Origin of the sequence: Saccharopolyspora sp. ASAGF58, assembly GCF_012277335.1 — a bacterium.
Classification (GTDB): Bacteria; Actinomycetota; Actinomycetes; order Mycobacteriales; family Pseudonocardiaceae; genus Saccharopolyspora; species Saccharopolyspora hattusasensis.
Genome location: NZ_CP040605.1, coordinates 5122621 through 5139684 on the forward strand (window position 1 = coordinate 5122621; position 17064 = coordinate 5139684).

Here is a 17064-nt window from a genome sequence, read left to right on the forward strand (position 1 = left end):
ACTACTCCTTCAACTCTGAAGATGTGGTGCTGGTGGGTTCGCTCGGCGCGAGAAGGACAGCATCGGTGGCTGACCACGAGACGTTTACGGAGTCGCCGACGGCGAACGGCTGTGCTGTGCCGGGCACCGAGGCGACGAGGATCTGACCGTCGGAAAGCTCGACGGTGATGCGCCAGAGGGGGCCGAAGTAGATGACTCCCGTGACCATGGCGGGAATCCCGTCGCCTCCCTTCGTCGACATGTGGATGACCTCCGGCCGCAGCGCGAGTTCGACCTCGTTTCCGGCGTCAGCCGGCACGGCCTCGCGGAGCGAAAGGATGGTTCCCGCGATCGCGATGTGGCGCTTGCCGGGTTCGACGTTCCCCCGGACGAAGGAGCTCTCGCCCACGAAGCGAGCGATGAAGTGGGTCGAAGGGGAGGTGTACATCTGCTGCGGGGTGTCGATCTGCTGGAGGGCGCCATCCTTCATGACAGCGATCCGATCGGCGAGAGACATCGCCTCGACCTGGTCGTGCGTGACCGTGATGACGGTGATGCGGAGCTCCTGCTGGATCCGCGTCAGCTCGATCTGCATCTCCTCCCGCAGCGCGCGGTCCAAGGCGCCGAGGGGCTCGTCGAGCAGCAGGATCGGCGGCCCGAACACCAGGGCGCGGGCGAGGGCGACGCGCTGCTGCTGACCTCCGGACAGCTGCGCAGGATACATGCGCGCCTTGTTGCTGAGCCGGACCAGGTCGAGCGCCGCGCCGATCCGCTCCTGCCGTTTGGCTTTCGACAGTCGACGCATCTGCAGAGGAAATCCGACGTTCTGCTCGACCGTCATGTGCGGGAACAGCGCGTAGTTCTGAAAGACCACCCCGATGTTCCGGTCCTGCGGCGGGACAGCGCCGACGTCCACGCCGTTGATCTTGACGCGTCCGGTCTGCGGTCTCTCGAATCCCGCGATCAGCATGAGCAATGTCGTCTTGCCCGAGCCGCTCGGCCCGACGAGCGCGAAGAATTCGCCATCGTGGACTTCGAGCGACACATTGTCGACCGCCGTCACCGAGCCGTATCGCTGGGTCACTCCCGCCAGGGATAGTGCGACCGGGTTTCCCGAGTCCTCCGTCATGATCATCCCAACTCAGTTCCAGTGCGAGCCGATCGATCCGGCCCGCCAGCAGCCTCATTGCCTTTGTGCGGAAGTTTGCCCCGGTCCCGGCGATATCTCCAATACTTGTTTCCACGGCTCGGCGATATGTGAGGGGTATCGAGACCTGGTGGCATTCCCAAGCCGGCGGCTTAGAAGATCGACCAGTCCAAGACCGTGACCAGTTCTGTCAGCGCGGCGAGCGCACCGCTCGAGTTTCCGTGCTCGTCCAGCGGCGGACTCCACACGACGATCGACCCCTTACCGGGCGCGACAGCAACGATGGCGCCTGAGATGGCGGACTTCGCAGGCAGGCCGATGCGAAACGAGACGTCCGCTGCCGCGCCGTAGGTACCCGACATGAGGAGAACCGAGTTGACGCGGCGCCTCTCCCCTCGCGGCAGAACGCGGAACCGGTCTTCGGCGTCGGCAAGGAAGAGCGAGGCCAGCGCGAGATCGCGAACGCTCCCCCCGATGGCGCATTGCCTGAAGTAGTCCTGCAGCACCGCATCGGGATCGCATTGGAGGACACCGCTGTCTGCCAGCAGATGGGCGATCGCGCGGTTGCGATGGCTCGTCGCAGACTCCGATGCGGCCACGAGCTCATCGATCTGCCACCCGTCGGAACACGCCTGCGTGTCTTTACCGGTGGCTCCTGGCCCCACCTCTCCGGGCAGTTCTGGCCCCACCTGCGACCGCAGAATGCTCTGCACCGCAGCGGACGCCCCGCCAGCGAGAACATGGAGTCGGCCGGTGACGGAGATCGCTCCCGCGTTCACAAAGGGGTTGGCCGGTCGCGGCTCGAGATCGAGCCCGGCAACCGAGTTGTGGTGGTGGGCCGATGGGCCCCACCCGATCCGGCTCCAGGCCCCAGCGTCGAGGGACACCAGAGCACACAGCGCGAAGACCTTCGAGATGCTCTGCAGCGAGAAGGGTTCGTGCGCATCACCGAAGGTGATGGTATCGCCGTCTGATGTCGCCACGGCCACGCCGAACTTGCGAGGGTCGAGGTTTCTGAGGGCCGGTATCTGCGTGGTGACGACCCCGCCGGCTGCGGCGGACCGTGCGAGGGCTGTGATTCGGTTCTGAACCTCCGAACTGATGGCGTCCAGCCCGAGACCGCTCACGTCGCTCCTTCCGGATGTGTCCCTAGTTCATGAACCGCGCGATGGCGGCCTCGTCGATCTCGACCCCCAATCCGGGAGCTTCTGTCGGTCGCACCTCGCCCTGCTCATCGATCGTGATCGGCGTCGAGATGATGCCGCCGAGGCACTGGTACTCCTCGATGGAGCGGACGCCGGGCTCATACATCATCTCCAGCCACATCGGACCGGGGATGGTGCACGCCAGGTGCATGGTCGCCGCGAGCCCGAGGCCGCTCAGGCCGTGATGGGGGATGAAGTGCAGACCACTCATCTCCGTGTAGGCGGCGATCTTGCGCAGCTGCGAGATCCCCTCCGACAGCGTGCAGTCGGGCTGGATGATGTCGTAGGCGCGAGCATCGATCAGGCGGCGGAACTCGTGGAGACCCGTGTTCGCTTCGCCGCCCGCGATGTAGATGTCGGTCTCGTCGACGAGCCGTGCGAGCCCGTCGATGTCATGTCTCGGGAGCGGTTCCTCGAGCCAGAGAACGTCGCGCTCCTGGAGCTCGCGCGCGACCGTGAGGGCCCGGTAGTAGTCCCACGGCACGTCCCTGAGCGGCGAGGGCAGGTGCGTCGCCTGGTTGGCATCCACCATCACCGTCATCTCGGGAAGTGACGTCCGAACAGCGTCGACGACTTCCAGATCGCCTGCGACGTCGTCGCGGTGGAAGCGGACCTTGACCGCTGTGAACCCTTCGTTCGCATAGGCGTGTGCCAGGTCGACCGTGCTCTCCGGGGAGCGGAGGATGCTCGTGCTGGCGTAGGCCGGAAGCACGTCGCGAACGCTGCCCCAGAGCCTGTGGAGCGGCAGCTCGGCGATCTTGCCGATGGCGTCCCACACAGCCATATCGATGAACCATTTGGCGCCCGCGTGGCGCAGGACGGTCGAGATCGACTCCGTCGCCGTCACCGGCAGTCCGACAAGGTAGGGCGTCACCCATTTGTCGACCGCGCCCGCCAGATGCCCGTCGGCGCCGGCCCACCCGACCACGCCACCCTCGGTGACGAGCTTGACGAGGGTGAACTCGCGGTTCGATCGCGCGAGGCCGGGCTGCCACGATGGCCTGAAGTCGTTGTCGTACGGGAGGGTCACGTTGAATGCCTCCAAGCTGCGGATGCGGAGATCCCTGCGTGAGGCACTGAAGGACGACTCGACGATCGTCTCGGTTTGGAGCAGCACTTCTGGTTCCTTTCGTTGGTGTCGACTCAGCGCCGAGCTCAGACGTGACGGAGCTGGATGGATCGGGGGGTACGCGTGAGCGATTCGAATCCGTCCTCGGTGACCCGAACGGTTTCGCTCACCGAGATGCCCGAGGCCGACAGGTACATGTGGAAGACCATGTTCGGGAGGAGCTTCCACTCCGCAGCCGGGGTGAAGAGGCGCGCGAAGTCGGCCAGTTTCGGTCCGGTGATGATTCCCAGGCCGTAGCCCGTGTTGTGCGGAAAGCTCGACCGGACGCCTGCGCGCGCGAGCTCATCTCGTCCGACACGGTCGATGTCTTTCGCGGCTACTCCCGGCCGGATCGACTGGAACTGCAGGTCCTGGATCCGTGCCAACTGATCGAAGTCGGACTGAAGGCCGGCTGGGATGGCACCGAGTATCGCGGGCCTCATCAGGCGGGAGGAGTAGCCGTTCGACTGGGGGAGCAACTCGATGTGAACCGGCTGGCCGACCTCGAGTCGGTTGTCCCCGACTCCACCGTGAAAATGTGCGCTCTTCGATCCCATCCCGAGCAACACGATCCGTGGCGCGTTGTTGTCGGCCCCCGCTCGCAGCGCAGCTTCGTAGCCCGCTGCCACGAGTTCCCTTTCGCTGACGCCCTCGGCAAGCGCAGAGACGGTCGCTGCCAGCGCAAGGTCTGCAATCGCGGCCGACCGACGGTGCTCCTCGATCTCGCTCGGGGACTTCTGAGCCCGCATCTCCAGGACAAGACCGGAAGCATCAGCGAATCGCGCCTGCGGGAGGCTGGAGATGATCCGCTGGTGGTCACGAACGCACAGGTAGTGAGAGTCGAGTTCCTGTGCGATGGTCGCCTCAGCGAGCCCCATCTTGACGATCTCGGCAATCAGGACGTCGAAAGGGTCGTCCCAGTCCGTGTACGCGATACGATCCTGGACCCATGACGTCGCGGAGAATACCGGCTCATCGATCTCTCGAACGATCGCTCGCACGGCGCCATCGGCGGTCACGATGCAGCACTGGTACATGACCGCGGTCGCCGAATAGCCGAACAGGTATCGCATGTTGTCCGCCGAGTCGATGATGGCCGCGTCGATGTGCCGCCTGCGCAGAAGGCTGGCGAAGGTGTTCAGCCGGCGGACTCGCTCATCCTGGTCCAGCATCTCTGTGCGTTCCGCGGGCGTCTCCACCGATGTCATGCGTCGAGTCTCACGCCCATCCAGCCATATATCCAATACATGTTTTCTAGGATCGGCGATACGCACAAGATATGATTGCGAGCATGGAACTACGCCACCTCCGCTACTTCGTCGCCGTGGCCGAAGAACTGAACTTCGGGAGGGCAGCCCGACGCTTGAATATGTCCCAGCCGCCGCTGAGCATGCAGATCAAGGCACTCGAGGGCGAGCTGGGCGCCGTCCTCCTCGATCGTGGCTCGCATCGAACTCAGCTCACACCAGCGGGTGCCGCAATGCTGGAGGCGGCCTACGAGGTCCTGAACCTGGTGGATCTCCTGCCGGCTCGCGTCGCGGGTGCGGCGTCGGGCGAGAGGCGCACCTTGTCAATCGGAGCCGTCCCCACAGCCGTCCCGGGAATCCTGCCGAGCGTCATTCAGCAGTTCAGGAAGGAGCATCCGGGCGTGCAACTGCAGGTGCGCGAGATGAACACTCGCGAGCAGCTGGACGCTCTTGAAGCCGGCGCACTCGGCGTCGGGCTGGTCCGACGCGGGCTGCATTCGAAACAGCTTGCACAGACTCAGATCCTCTCGGAACGCCTGCTGCTGGCCGTCCCCGAGATTCATCCCTGGATTCGAGGCTCCGACTCTGTCAGGCTCAGCGACCTCGGCAACGAGGACTTCATCTTCTTCAGCCGGGAGATCGGTCGGTGGCACTTCGACGAGCTGATCCGGGTGTGCGAGTCCATTGGTGAGTTCACGCCTCGGGTCGCCCAGCAGTGCCACACGGTGATGAGCCAGCTGGGCTTGGTGAGTGCAGGCGTCGGTGTCGGGCTGGTGACGGAGCTAACGCGTTCTGTCCATGTCCACGGAGTTCGCTACGTCGAACTCTCAGACGTGCCAATATCTTTCCCCCTCATCGCGACGTGGGACGACCGGATCACCGACTCGCTGCGCTCTGAGTTCGTGCAGATGATCGCTCGGGCGGGTCGTGAGATCCCGTCCTTGCCTGAGCTGGATCATCAGGATTTGTCATCATGAGGTCGGCGTTGTGGTGATGATCGGCATGCCAAGGTCGGTCGGGCCGCTCCTGCTGTTGCAAGCGCGGTCGACGTTCCGGTCCAGACTGGCGCGAGTTTTTCCTTGGCCTTGGTGAGGCTGACTTGAAGCCCTTGGACTTCGCCAAGCCAGCCGTTCATGCGTGTGGGGTTTCAGAAGTCGGCTGGAGACGCTGACCAGCAGCTTTACGCTGCACGCTCGTACTCGTTGATCAAGCCGCCAAGCACAGGTCGCGTCTTGATGCGCTCGTGGCTGAGGTTCGCGACGGGATGGCTTGGTCGTGGTGGGCGGAGTTCGCGGGCGCGGTGCGGTCGGCGGCCGTTGTAGTGCCGGACGTACTCCGTGAGCACCGCACGCAGATGCCGTTCACTAACTTAGCCACACACCACACGCTGGTTGCGGTCGTCGCGGTCGGTGCTTCGCCCTGCAGGACGGCGTCGTAGGGGTTCCGGTGGTACACATCAACGCGCTGAAAAAGCCACGATTAGCGCGGAAGCGCCGGTCGTGGTCAGTCCTCATTCTCGTCGTCGAGGTGGTCGATTTCGCCGGGAGATGATCACGTCTGCGTAGTGTTCGATCGCTGACAGTAGGAATTGGACGAGATTTGCGTGATCACGGTGAGGTCCGAGGCCGTGACCGCGGAGTCGCCGCCCGCCGCGCACCGGCCGACACGCGTTCGGGATGGTGTGATGTTGTTTCCTACACGCCGTATGCGCGCGCAAACTGAACGCCAGGAAGCCGCGAGGCTTCCGGACGTGGTCCGCGTTCTACTGGAGCAGCACGCACGCATCCGTGGCCTCTTCGCGGAGGTCAAGAACGCACAGGGCGAGCAGAAGCGGAACCGGTTCGACGAGCTGAGGGCCCTGCTGGCCGTCCATGAAACCGCCGAGGAATTGGTCCTGCGGCCTATCGCGAAGAAGACGGCCGGCGATGCCGAAGCCGAAGCGCGAAACTATGAGGAAGAGGAAGCCAACCAGGTACTCGCCGAACATGAGAAGATGGATGTCAACAGCACGGATGTTGCGTCGCGCTTGTGTGGATGTGCCGGACCAGGCCGGGCCTGGGCGTTCAGTGAAGCACGGCCGCGTGAGCGATGGGGGACCCGCAGGAGCTCGCGCTCATAAACGATGGGTTCTGCATGACTCCGTCAATACCAGCGGCGACTCCGCATGACGATCCATCACTCGGGCTAGGAGGCGCCGAGGATCATCAGGGCGGTGTGTAGCGAGGTGCGTGATTCGGCTGCGTCGAGTGGGATGTTCAGGATGCGTTCGATGGTTTGCAGCCGGGTGTAGAGGGTGGGGCGACTGAGTCCGGTGGTTCGGGCGGTGTGGGTTTTGGATCCGCCGCAGTCCAGGTATGTGCGCAGCAGGCTGAGGAGATCGTCGTTGTTGCGGGCGTCGTGTTCGAGCAGTCTGCCGAGTTCGGTTTCGGCGAAGGCTTGGACGTGGTGGTCGTTGCGGATCAGGGCGATCAGTCCGCGTAGCCGCACATCTGTGAAGCGGTAGAGGCGGTTGACTTCTGGCATGGTGACGCCAACGTCGGCGACGTGTTCTGCTTCGGAGATTTCCTGCGCCGCGGCAAGCAGAGTGGCGGCGTGCGGGGCTGTACCCGCGACCCAGGCGTTGGTGCCGTCACGCTGGGACAAGCGGATGTCGAGGCCGGCGCAGACCTGGTGGAGAGCGTTGTCGGGTTCGGCGCAGGACATCACCGCGGAAACGGTGCCTTCGCGACGGATGGAGACGATCGCGGTGTGGCCGGTTTCCGAGATTGCCTGGCGCAGGGTGGTGAGCAGGCGGCGGTCGATCTCACCCTGGGTCAGTGGGTGTGCATCGGGCCGTTGGGGGACGCGTATGACGATCGGGACGTAGTGCTTGTTCGTCTTGAGGCCGAGTGCGTTCGCCCTGACCAGAGCTTCGGTTTCGTCGTTGATCCGGCCGCTGAGCATGTCGTCGAGCAGGCCGCCGAGTGCGTGGACGACGAGGGCGTCGCGCTCTTGCTGGAGCATCCGGTGCAGCTGCAGGGATTGCGCTGCGCGTTCGAGCACCATTTTCGCGCGCGGCTCGTTTGCTGCTTCGACCGGCAGCACGAGTCGTCCCCATCGTTCGGTCCCGACACCGACCGGTACCGCCGACCATCCGGAAGTCTTCGCGGCACTGGGCGAATCGTGCATTCGCGACCGCTCTGCCCATTGATCCAGGAGCTGCGAGGTCGATTCGCCCGCCGCGCAGTGAGCCAGTACGTGTCGGTTCAGGTCCTCCAGCACGAGCGGGGCGTTGAGGATGTGCGATGCGCGGGTGACGATGTCGGTGCTGGATGCGCGCGCCATGTTGAGTGAGGTGAAGACCTCGTGGGTGGTGCGGGCGAAGCTCACCTCGTCGTACTGTTCGGCCACGATCCTGCGGTGGACCTGCTCGGTCACCTCGACGAAGCGGATCTCGGCTTCCAGTACGACGACGGGTACCCCGGCAGCCTCGGCCACGCGTTCGAGGTCGGCTGGTACGTCGCGCAGGTGCGTGCCGAGTTCAACGACGAGTCCGGCGACCTGCTGGGTGCCAAGCATCGTGAGGTAGTCCGAGACCGCTGCGGGGCCGCCGGTGAGGGGCAGTCCGGTGCTCAGCACCAGCTCGCCGCCTTCCAGCAGGTCGGTGAGGTCGGTGGATTCGCTGATGTGCACCCACCGAACCGGGCGGTCGAGAAGCGTGCGGCCTGCGACGACCCTTGGGCGGCCAGCCGCAACGACCGGCAGTGCGAGCACATCGCGAACAGTCAGGATCATCTGACGAATTGTAAATTGGCCGCCCTCATTTTTTCCATCATGTCGGCTGCGGAGCTGGCAATGTCTTGAGGTGTCCAGTCGAAGGCGGCAGGCGTCGGCGATCCACGTCTTGAGATGTTGAGTGAGGGAAGAGCAAGTGGTGAACACCGGTCAGTCGAAGATCGTGCATTGGGTGAACAGCAAGCCGTTCGACGGCTCGAGCGGGGCCACGGCTCCGGTGACCAACCCGGCGAACGGTGAGGTGCGGCGGGAGGTGGCGCTGGCCAACACCGAGGACTCGCGAGTGGTGATCGAAGCGGCGGCGGCGGCTTTCCCAGCCTGGCGGGACATGTCGCTGGCGAAGCGGACCGCGATCGTCTTCCGCTTCCGGGAGCTGCTCAACGAGCGCAAGCACGAGCTCGCTGCGATCATCACCAGCGAGCACGGCAAGGTCCTCTCCGACGCGCTGGGCGAGGTCACCCGCGGCCAGGAGGTCGTGGAATTCGCCTGCGGGCTCCCGCACTTGGTCAAGGGCGGGTTCACCGAGAATGCCTCCACCGAGGTGGACTCGTTCTCCGTGCGGCAGCCGCTCGGGGTGGTGGGGATCATCTCGCCGTTCAACTTCCCCGCCATGGTGCCCATGTGGTTCTTCCCGATCGCCATCGCGGCCGGGAACACGGTGGTGTTGAAGCCCAGTGAGAAGGACCCTTCGGCTGCGCTGTGGCTGGCTGAACTGTGGGCTGAGGCCGGACTTCCCGACGGCGTATTCAACGTGCTGCAGGGCGACAAGCTCGCGGTCGACGAACTCCTCTCACATGACGCGGTGAAGGCGATCAGCTTTGTCGGTTCGACTCCGATCGCCCGGTACGTGTACGCCACCGGGACCGCGAACGGCAAGCGCGTCCAGGCCCTCGGCGGGGCGAAGAACCACGCCGTCATCCTGCCCGACGCCGACCTCGACCTCGCTGCTGACGCGATGGTGAACGCCGGGTTCGGCTCAGCGGGCGAGCGCTGCATGGCTATTTCCGCGGTCGTGGCAGTCGGCGGTATCGCCGATGAGCTGGTCGGCAAGATCGCCCAGCGCGCCCTCTCCATCAAGACCGGCGATGGCACCCGCAGCTGCGACATGGGGCCGCTCGTGACCGCGGCACACCGCGACAAGGTCGCCTCCTACATCGATGCGGCAGAGCGGGACGGCGCGGCGATCATCGTCGATGGCCGGCAGGTGCAGGCCGACGGCGGCGAGAACGGGTTCTGGCTCGGCCCGACCCTGATCGACCACGTCACCACCGGCATGAGCTGCTACACCGACGAGATCTTCGGTCCGGTGCTGTCGGTCGTGCGGGTCGAGTCCTACGACGAGGCGCTGCGGCTGATCAACTCCAACCCCTACGGCAACGGCACTGCGATCTTCACCAACGACGGTGGCGCCGCGCGGCGCTTCCACAACGAGGTGGAGGTCGGGATGGTCGGCATCAACGTGCCCATCCCGGTCCCGATGGCCTACTACAGCTTCGGCGGCTGGAAGAGCTCGCTGTTCGGGGACACCCACGCGCACGGCACCGAGGGCGTGCACTTCTTCACCCGCGGCAAGGTCGTCACCTCCCGATGGCTCAACCCCAGCCACGGTGGCCTCAACCTCGGCTTCCCGCAGACCGCGTAAGGAGATCACCCGATGACGCTCACCGACGACGCGGCCAGGACCTATGAGCTGGACCGGCGCCACGTGTTTCACTCCTGGTCCGCCCAAGCCGGCCTCGATCCCATGGTCGTCACCCGCGCGGCCGGTTCCTACGTCTGGGACGGCGAGGGCAACAGGCTGCTCGACTTCTCCTCGCAGCTGGTGAACACCAACATCGGCCACCAGCACCCCGATGTCGTGGCAGCGATCGCAGAGCAGGCGAACAAGCTCGCCACCATCGCACCGCAGTACGCCAACGACGTGCGTTCCGAAGCGGCGCGGCTGATCGCAGAACGAGCACCTGGCGACCTCGACCGGGTCTTCTTCACCAACGGCGGCGCTGATGCCAACGAGCACGCGGTGCGGATGGCGCGCCTGGCCACCGGGCGGCCGAAGGTGCTGAGCCGGTACCGCTCATACCACGGTGGAACGCAGACCGCCATCAACCTGACCGGAGATCCCCGGCGTTGGCCGAACGACGCCGCGAATGCCGGAGTGGTCCACTTCTTCGGCCCGTACCTGTACCGCAGCCACTTCCACGCCCAGACCGAGGTCGAGGAATGCGAGCGGGCGCTGGCGCACCTGGAACAGATCATCGAGCTGGAGGGACCGCAGACCATCGCGGCAGTCCTGCTCGAGGCGATTCCCGGAACCGCGGGGATCATGGTTCCCCCGCCGGGTTACCTGGCCGGTGTGCGCGAATTGTGCGACCGGTACGGCATCGTGCTGATCATCGACGAGGTGATGACCGGATTCGGCCGCACCGGAGCGTGGTTCCACTCCGCGACCGAAGGCGTCGTACCGGACCTGCTGACCTTCGCCAAGGGAGTCAACTCGGGCTACGTCCCGCTGGGCGGAGTGCTGATCGGGGAACGCATCGCCGAACACTTCGCACACCGGCCCTACCCGGGCGGGCTCACTTACTCCGGGCATCCGCTCGCCTGCGCCGCAGCCGTCGCCGCGATCAACGTCATGGACCGCGACGTGATCGTCGAGAACGCCCTCGGCATCGGGCTAAAGGTCATCGCTCCCGGGCTGTCCCAGCTCGCCGAGCGGCACCCCAGCGTGGGGGAGGTGCGCGGACTCGGAGTTTTCTGGGCGATTGAGCTGGTCAGCGACCGGAACACCCGCACACCCGTCGCGCCGACCGGTGGCAGCAGCCCGATCATGGCCCAAGCCATGAGCACGGCGAAATCCCTTGGTCTGCTGCTGTTCATCAACTCGAACCGGCTTCACGTCGTGCCACCCTGCACCGTCTCCCCGTCGGAGGCGCAGGAAGGCCTGGACATCCTCGACAAGGTCCTGAGCCGAGTCGACGACCTGGTCGACGAAGCCAACAGCCCCAGTGGGGCCTAACCCATCGCCGTGGGTGCACAGCCGGAACGGCCTTAGGCCGTTCCGGCTTTCGGCGCGATCGTGGTCGCCGGTGGTGAGAACAGTCTTGGTGTTTCGGCAAATTGTGCGGCTGGCGAAGATCGGCTTCACCCCGTGGCTTCGGTTTGGGTCTTCTGGCGAAGTCTTTCATAGGGGGTTGGGCCGTCGAGTCCGCCGCGGGGTCGGTCGTAGTTGTAGTAGTCCTGCCATTTCTTGAGGCGGGCGTTGAAGATGTTGACGTCGTCGATGACGACGCCGTCGAGCAGGCGGTAGAAATTGCTAGCCGAAGCCCTGGCGACCGCCCGCGCCGTCGGAGCACAAGCAACGTGCTGGTGCGGGCGGACTCGGCGTACTACGCGGGCGCGGTCATCAGCGCGGCGCGTCGGGCCGGGGCACGGTTCTCGGTGACCGTAACAATGAATCCCTCTAACCGGGCCGCGATCGCCACTATCGCCGAGGACGCCTGGGTACCGGTGCGCTACCCGGATGCGGTCGAAGATCCCGACACCGGTGAGCTGATCTCCGACGCCGTCGCCAAAGTTGACGCACGGGTACTGGACAGGGCCTCACGACGAGCTCGACCAGGCCCTATCCGGCTGGACGGCCCGGGACAGCGCACCGGCGGCGGTCGCCGTCGATGGCAAGATCGTGAGGTTCGGGTTGGCGGGGGCGCGTAGGCGGCACTGCGCCAATTCCACGTACACATGTCGGCCAGCCCCCAAACCTCGGCACCGTCCGCGACGGCTTTATCGCCGGCCGAGCTGGGCCGTTGTTATCCGGTGGGTCTCCCGCCCGGTCAGAGCTGCGATTGAGGCCAGCACTGCGATTCCGACGCAGATCCACACCGACGGCCGCCAGCTGCTCGTTCCAACGCTGATCGCCTGGGCCAGCGTCGGCGCGAATCCGGCCCCGAGCAGGCCGAGCATCAGCCCGACGGCCATCCCGGTGTAGCGAACCCGCGCCGGGAACTGCTCCGGGTAGTACGCGGCACCGACCCCGATGGGCATGATGTAGAAGACGCTCATCGCCGTGAGTCCTGCGATGAACACGAGCGTGATGTTTCCGGCGTCGATCGCGCTGAAGAGCACAAACAGGGACAGGCTGGAGCCGAGTGCGCCGAGTACGAACACCGGCTTGCGACCGATGCGGTCCGACAACCGGCCGACAACCGGGGCCATCGCAGCCGCCCCAAGGTTGCCCAGCGACACCACGGTCAGCATCACCGGCCGGGAGAGGCCTGCGGCGCCAGTCGCGTAGGCCAGCGCGAAGACGTTGAAGATCGTTCCGACGACGTTGATCCCGCTGCACAGCGCCACTCGTAGGGTGGTCGCCCAGTGCTCGCGCAGCAGCGTCGCGATCGGCAGCGAGGCATGCTCGTCGCGGTGCAGCATCTCGGTGAACACTTCTGGTTCCTCGAGTTTGCGCCGGAGCAAGTAGGCGACAAGCGTCAAGATCCCGCTGAGCAGGAACGGCAGCCGCCAGCCCCAGGTCAGCATATGCTCCTCCGGTAATGCTGCGATCGGCAAGAACACGAGGCTGCCCATCGCCATCCCCAGTTGCATCCCGCTCATGGAGAAGCTGGCGTAGAACGCCCGCCGGTTGTCGGGGGCGTGTTCCACGGTCAACGAGGTCGATCCCGGCGACTCTCCGCCCGCGGACAGGCCCTGCAGGAGTCGAAGCAGGACAAGCAGGCTCGGAGCCGCGACGCCGATGGTGCTGTAGGAGGGCAGCAATCCGATCGCGAACGTGGCGACACCCATCAATCCGATCGTGAGAACCAGGGCCAGCCGGCGTCCCAGCTTGTCTCCCAGGTGGCCCCACAGCACGGCACCGAACGGCCGGGCGATGTAGGCGACGCCGAACGAGGCGATCGACAGCAGGAGGCCGGTCGCCCCGGTGTCCGGGAAGAAGATCTTGTTGAAGACCAGGGCAGCGGCCGACCCGTAGATGATGAAGTCGTAGTACTCCAGCGCGCTTCCGAAGAATCCGGAGACGGCTGCGTGGCGCACTTTCCGGGGCGTCTGCGCTGCGAGGGCGTTGGGAACGACGGTGGGCATCTGGTAGCTCCTGTGGTGCGTGGCTGTGTCGTGGTTCAGAGCGTGATCGGGTTCAGCCGGATGGTTCGGGGACCGGCGGTGGAGTCGAAGGTGACCGCGTAGAGCCCGTCTGGGCCGCCGTTGTAAACGATCTCGATCCCCAGTTCTGCGGGCTTGACGACGTCGCCGAGCCAGGCCCGCAGGTCGGGCTCGGTGCCGCCGATCTCGATGGAAATGACTCCAGTACCCCGCACGTCACCGGTGCCTGACTGGGGTGGGAGCAGGCTGGAGTGGTTCGCCAGGTCGGGTACGTAGTAGATGTTGGGTTTACCCAGCCGCCAGGAGTTCCAGAAGTCCGGCGCGTGCACCGACGGGGCGCTGCCCTGCGCGGGCACCATCCGGACCTTTCCGCCGGCAATGTTCTCGGATGGCGCGATTCCCCGGTGCCGGGCGAACTCGGCTATCTCGTCGAGGTTGTCGCTGCGCAGGCACAGCCCGGCGAAGCAGTCTCCATTCGCGCTCTGGCGTTCCAGCTCCAGCGCCATTGGTGCCCGCTCGGCGATCATCCGGTGGTCGACGATGCTCTCGACCTCGATGTAGACGTAATCGCCCAGCGACAGCAGCTTCTGCCCTAGGCCAAGGCCGGGGAAGTAGCCACCGTCGGCGCTGCCGAGCCCCGTCGCCCGGCTCAGGTTGATGGTGGTCCGGTAGAGGTTGTCCGACCAGACGGCGATGTGGTCGAGGCTGATCAATGGACGTTCCTATCTGTCCCGTCCGGAGTGACCCGGGGAAGGACGAGGTCGGGGGAGGTAGCGCGGCGGAGGGCCGGTGCTAGTGACGTTGTCGGCCGGACCGCCGTCGTGCCGGGGTTTCGAGCGGTGTGTCAAGCGGGCGATGGGCCCGCCGAGGGCCTGCCTCGAAGGCGGCCCCCCCGGCGTCGTAAGCCATAGCACCGCTTGTGCTGTGAACACGGGTGGTGCTTGTGGCTGTGTTGCCGGGTGAAGCTCGTCATGAGGCCACTGTGGACGGATGCGGGACGGCCCGGCCGTATTGCCGGGGGTAGATCTCGGTCAGCCTGCGCGGGTCCAGCCGGGCCATGGCCCGTAATGGCCAGGACGAGTCGCGCAGCGCCTCCCGGGCGAGTAGGACGGCGTCGGCGGCACCGTCACTGAGGACCGTCTCAGCCTGCTCCGGGTCGGTTATCAGCCCGACTGCGGAGACCGGCAGCCCGGGTACTGCGGAGCGCACCCGGTGTGCGAACGGCACTTGGTAGCCGGGTCCAACCGGGATCTGCTGCTCCGGGTCCAGCCCGCCGGTGGTGACGTCGAGTAGATCGACCCCACGTTCGGCCAGCCGCGGGGCGAGTTCGATGGTTTCCTCCGGGGTCCAGCCGCCGTTCACCCAGTCGGTGGCCGAGATCCGCAACAGCAGTGGCCGGTCGTCCGGCCAGGTCGCGCGGACCGCGTCGACCACCTGCAGCAGCAGGCGAATCCGGTTTTCGAACAAGCCACCGTAGGCGTCGGTGCGGTGGTTGGCCCGCGGTGAGAGGAACTGGTGCAGCAAGTAACCGTGCCCGGCGTGGATCTCGACGACGTCGAAACCGGCGTGCACCGCCCGCTCGGTGGCCGCGGCGAAGTCCGCGACAATCCTCTCCAGGTCGGCGGGCGACGCCGCGGCCGGTGTCGCGTAGCCGCGGTAGGCCGACGCCGACGGGGCGAGTGCGGTCCAGCCACCCTCCTCCGGCGGTACCGAACCCCGGCCCTGGCCGGGCACGTGGGTCGAGGCCTTTCGCCCGGCATGCCCGAGCTGCACCCCGATCGCGGTGCCATGGGCGTGGGCGAAGCCGGTGATCCGCTGCCAGGCTGCGACCTGCTCGTCCGACCACAGCCCGACGTCGGCCAGGCTGATCCGGGCCTGCGGTGAGACGGCCGTCGACTCGGTCAGCACCAGCCCGAACCCCCCGGTGATCCGGGCGCCGAGGTGCACTAGGTGCCAGTCGGTGGGGACGCCGTCGGCGCTGGCGCTGTACTGGCACATCGGCGAGAGCCAGGCCCGGTTCGGCAGTTCCAGTTCGCGCAGCCGCAGCGGGCTGAACAGCGCGGTCATGACGTCACCCCCAGGAAGGCACGGGCGTTCGCGGTCAGCGTCGTGGTGTCCAGCCCGCCGGCGGTGGCGAATCCGAGCGGGTCGCGCTGGGCCATGTCGAACGGGTGGTCACTGCCGCAGAGGACCGCCTGCTTCCCGACCCGCTCGGTGAGCAAGTTGAGTAGCGCCGGGTCGTGGGTGACGGTGTCGAACCACAGGTCGCGCACCGCCTCGCCGGGCGGGCGGGTCGAGTTGCGGCGGACGTCGGGCCGGGTGCGCCAACCGTGGTCCCAGCGGCCCAGCAGGCCAGGGGTGCAACCGCCGCCGTGCACGAAACAGATCCGCAGCCCCGGCAGCGCGTCATGCACACCGCCGAGCAGCAGCGCTGCGACCGCAGTCGCCGTCTCCACTGGGTTGCCGATCAGATTGGCCAGGTAGTGGTCGCGCCACTCGGGCCGGGGCAGTTGCATCGGATGCACCAGCACCGAGAGCCCAAGCCGGGCGCAGTCGGTGAGCACGTGCCGAAGCGTTCCGCGGTCCAGCGACTCGCCACCCAACAGCGGCGGGATCGCCACCCCGGAGATCCCGGGCGTCGACGCCAGCCGTTCCAGCCGGGCGGTGGCCGCTGCGTCGTCGTCCAGCGGGACCAGGCCGAGCCCGACCAGCGCACCGCCGGAGTCCGCGACGACCACGCCGAGCGCGTCGTTGAACGCGTCGACATAATCCAGGGCCGAATCCGCGACCGGAAATGCGAACGGTGGCGCCGAGAGAACCCGCACCTCGATCCCGGCCTTGGCCATGTCGGCCCGGATCGCCGGGACGTCACTCATCGCTTCGGTGGCGATCGACAGTGGTACCTCGCCCAGATAGAGCTGCCCGTCCCGGTCCCGCAGCGGCCCGTACGGCGCGCCCGGCGGCAGCCCGAACAGGTTGGGAGGCAGCCAGTGGGCGTGCACGTCGACTGGACCCGCTTTCGGCGTGGCGGTCATCGCCGGTCCAGCGGGAGTGGGGCGTTAGCGCTGTCCAGGTGCTCGACGGTGGTGAATACCAGGTCGGTGTCGCCGATGTTCTCAATGTCGTGCAGCAGGTACTGGTCCTGTGCGAAGGTGAAGTGTCTGGTCTCCCCCGCGTCGTAGGAGACCTCGCGGGTAGTGCCATCGCTGGTGTGCTGGCGGCTGCGTCCAGCGTTGACGGCGGTCCAGAAGTAGTCCAGCACGTGCCGGTGGACGTGCCAGCGCTCGCCGGGCGCGAGGCGGATCTCCCAGACCCGCACGCGGTCGTTCGCGCTGAGCAGCCGCGAACCGACCTCGCCATCGTAGGAGTTCGTCTCGAACTCGGCGCGCAGCTCGGGGCTCCAGCCCTCGAAGTCGGTGCCGACCAGCTCGCCGGCCAGCGGCAGGTCGGACAGGAATCCGGTATCGGTCATTTCAGGGTCCTTCCAGGGGCGGT

At 66.3% G+C, this 17064-nt stretch carries 15 protein-coding genes and 1 pseudogene; 5 read left to right on the plus strand and 11 right to left on the minus strand.

The window, feature by feature from the left end:
- Window position 1: 1 nt before the first annotated feature.
- From FDZ84_RS24235 to FDZ84_RS24250, 4 genes are all read right to left on the minus strand, one after another.
- The gene (locus FDZ84_RS24235; protein WP_168587772.1) at window positions 2-1108 is read right to left on the minus strand and encodes an ABC transporter ATP-binding protein; all 1107 of its coding nucleotides are present in this window, start codon (window positions 1106-1108) and stop codon (window positions 2-4) included.
- A gap of 170 nt (window positions 1109-1278) precedes the next feature.
- Window positions 1279-2253: a glutaminase gene (locus FDZ84_RS24240; RefSeq protein ID WP_210435081.1), complete on the minus strand. Its 975-nt coding sequence runs from the start codon at window positions 2251-2253 to the stop codon at window positions 1279-1281.
- Window positions 2254-2275: 22 nt separating this feature from the next.
- Window positions 2276-3448 (minus strand): mandelate racemase/muconate lactonizing enzyme family protein, encoded by a 1173-nt coding sequence (locus FDZ84_RS24245; RefSeq protein WP_168587773.1) that lies wholly within the window; start codon window positions 3446-3448, stop codon window positions 2276-2278.
- Window positions 3449-3486: 38 nt separating this feature from the next.
- Window positions 3487-4713: a Xaa-Pro peptidase family protein gene (locus tag FDZ84_RS24250; RefSeq protein ID WP_168587774.1), complete on the minus strand. Its 1227-nt coding sequence runs from the start codon at window positions 4711-4713 to the stop codon at window positions 3487-3489.
- A 17-nt stretch (window positions 4714-4730) separates the two neighbouring features.
- On the opposite strand from FDZ84_RS24250, the gene FDZ84_RS24255 reads away from it, so the two are divergent.
- Together FDZ84_RS24255 and FDZ84_RS24265 are read left to right on the plus strand one after the other, a co-directional pair.
- On the plus strand, window positions 4731-5663 hold the full coding sequence (locus tag FDZ84_RS24255) for a LysR family transcriptional regulator (protein WP_168587775.1): 933 nt from the start codon (window positions 4731-4733) through the stop codon (window positions 5661-5663).
- A 650-nt stretch (window positions 5664-6313) separates the two neighbouring features.
- Complete coding sequence (locus tag FDZ84_RS24265) at window positions 6314-6805, plus strand: hemerythrin domain-containing protein (protein WP_210435082.1); 492 nt, start codon at window positions 6314-6316, stop codon at window positions 6803-6805.
- A gap of 65 nt (window positions 6806-6870) precedes the next feature.
- On the opposite strand, the gene FDZ84_RS24270 is transcribed toward FDZ84_RS24265, so the two are convergent.
- Together FDZ84_RS24270 and FDZ84_RS39240 are read right to left on the minus strand one after the other, a co-directional pair.
- Window positions 6871-8055 (minus strand): CdaR family transcriptional regulator, encoded by a 1185-nt coding sequence (locus tag FDZ84_RS24270; protein ID WP_246869221.1) that lies wholly within the window; start codon window positions 8053-8055, stop codon window positions 6871-6873.
- Window positions 8056-8136: 81 nt separating this feature from the next.
- Window positions 8137-8460: pseudogene (locus tag FDZ84_RS39240) on the minus strand (PucR family transcriptional regulator ligand-binding domain-containing protein); the annotation flags it as partial.
- Between the two features lie 163 nt (window positions 8461-8623).
- Between FDZ84_RS39240 and FDZ84_RS24275 the strand changes: the two are divergent.
- The 3 genes from FDZ84_RS24275 to FDZ84_RS24285 all read left to right on the plus strand — a co-directional run bounded on the left by FDZ84_RS24275 (window position 8624) and on the right by FDZ84_RS24285 (window position 12171).
- A complete protein-coding gene (locus FDZ84_RS24275) occupies window positions 8624-10102 on the plus strand; it encodes a CoA-acylating methylmalonate-semialdehyde dehydrogenase (protein ID WP_305852041.1) in 1479 nt (492 codons plus the stop codon).
- 12 nt (window positions 10103-10114) lie between these two features.
- Window positions 10115-11476 (plus strand): aspartate aminotransferase family protein, encoded by a 1362-nt coding sequence (locus FDZ84_RS24280; RefSeq protein ID WP_168587777.1) that lies wholly within the window; start codon window positions 10115-10117, stop codon window positions 11474-11476.
- Window positions 11477-11820: 344 nt separating this feature from the next.
- Window positions 11821-12171, plus strand: a complete 351-nt coding sequence (locus FDZ84_RS24285) for a hypothetical protein (protein ID WP_168587778.1) — start codon at window positions 11821-11823, stop codon at window positions 12169-12171.
- Between the two features lie 69 nt (window positions 12172-12240).
- Here the strand turns inward: FDZ84_RS24285 and FDZ84_RS24290 are convergent, their stop codons facing one another.
- From FDZ84_RS24290 to FDZ84_RS24310, 5 genes are all read right to left on the minus strand, one after another.
- Complete coding sequence (locus tag FDZ84_RS24290; RefSeq protein WP_168587779.1) at window positions 12241-13551, minus strand: MFS transporter; 1311 nt, start codon at window positions 13549-13551, stop codon at window positions 12241-12243.
- A 35-nt stretch (window positions 13552-13586) separates the two neighbouring features.
- The gene (locus FDZ84_RS24295) at window positions 13587-14282 is read right to left on the minus strand and encodes a VOC family protein (RefSeq protein ID WP_168587780.1); all 696 of its coding nucleotides are present in this window, start codon (window positions 14280-14282) and stop codon (window positions 13587-13589) included.
- Between the two features lie 256 nt (window positions 14283-14538).
- Window positions 14539-15636: an NADH:flavin oxidoreductase/NADH oxidase gene (locus tag FDZ84_RS24300; RefSeq protein ID WP_168587781.1), complete on the minus strand. Its 1098-nt coding sequence runs from the start codon at window positions 15634-15636 to the stop codon at window positions 14539-14541.
- Window positions 15633-16604, minus strand: coding sequence for an amidohydrolase family protein (locus FDZ84_RS24305; RefSeq protein WP_168587782.1), 972 nt, complete (start codon window positions 16602-16604; stop codon window positions 15633-15635). Before FDZ84_RS24305 ends, FDZ84_RS24300 begins: the two co-directional genes overlap by 4 nt.
- Window positions 16601-17041, minus strand: coding sequence for a hypothetical protein (locus FDZ84_RS24310; protein WP_168587783.1), 441 nt, complete (start codon window positions 17039-17041; stop codon window positions 16601-16603). Before FDZ84_RS24310 ends, FDZ84_RS24305 begins: the two co-directional genes overlap by 4 nt.
- Window positions 17042-17064 lie beyond the last annotated feature (23 nt).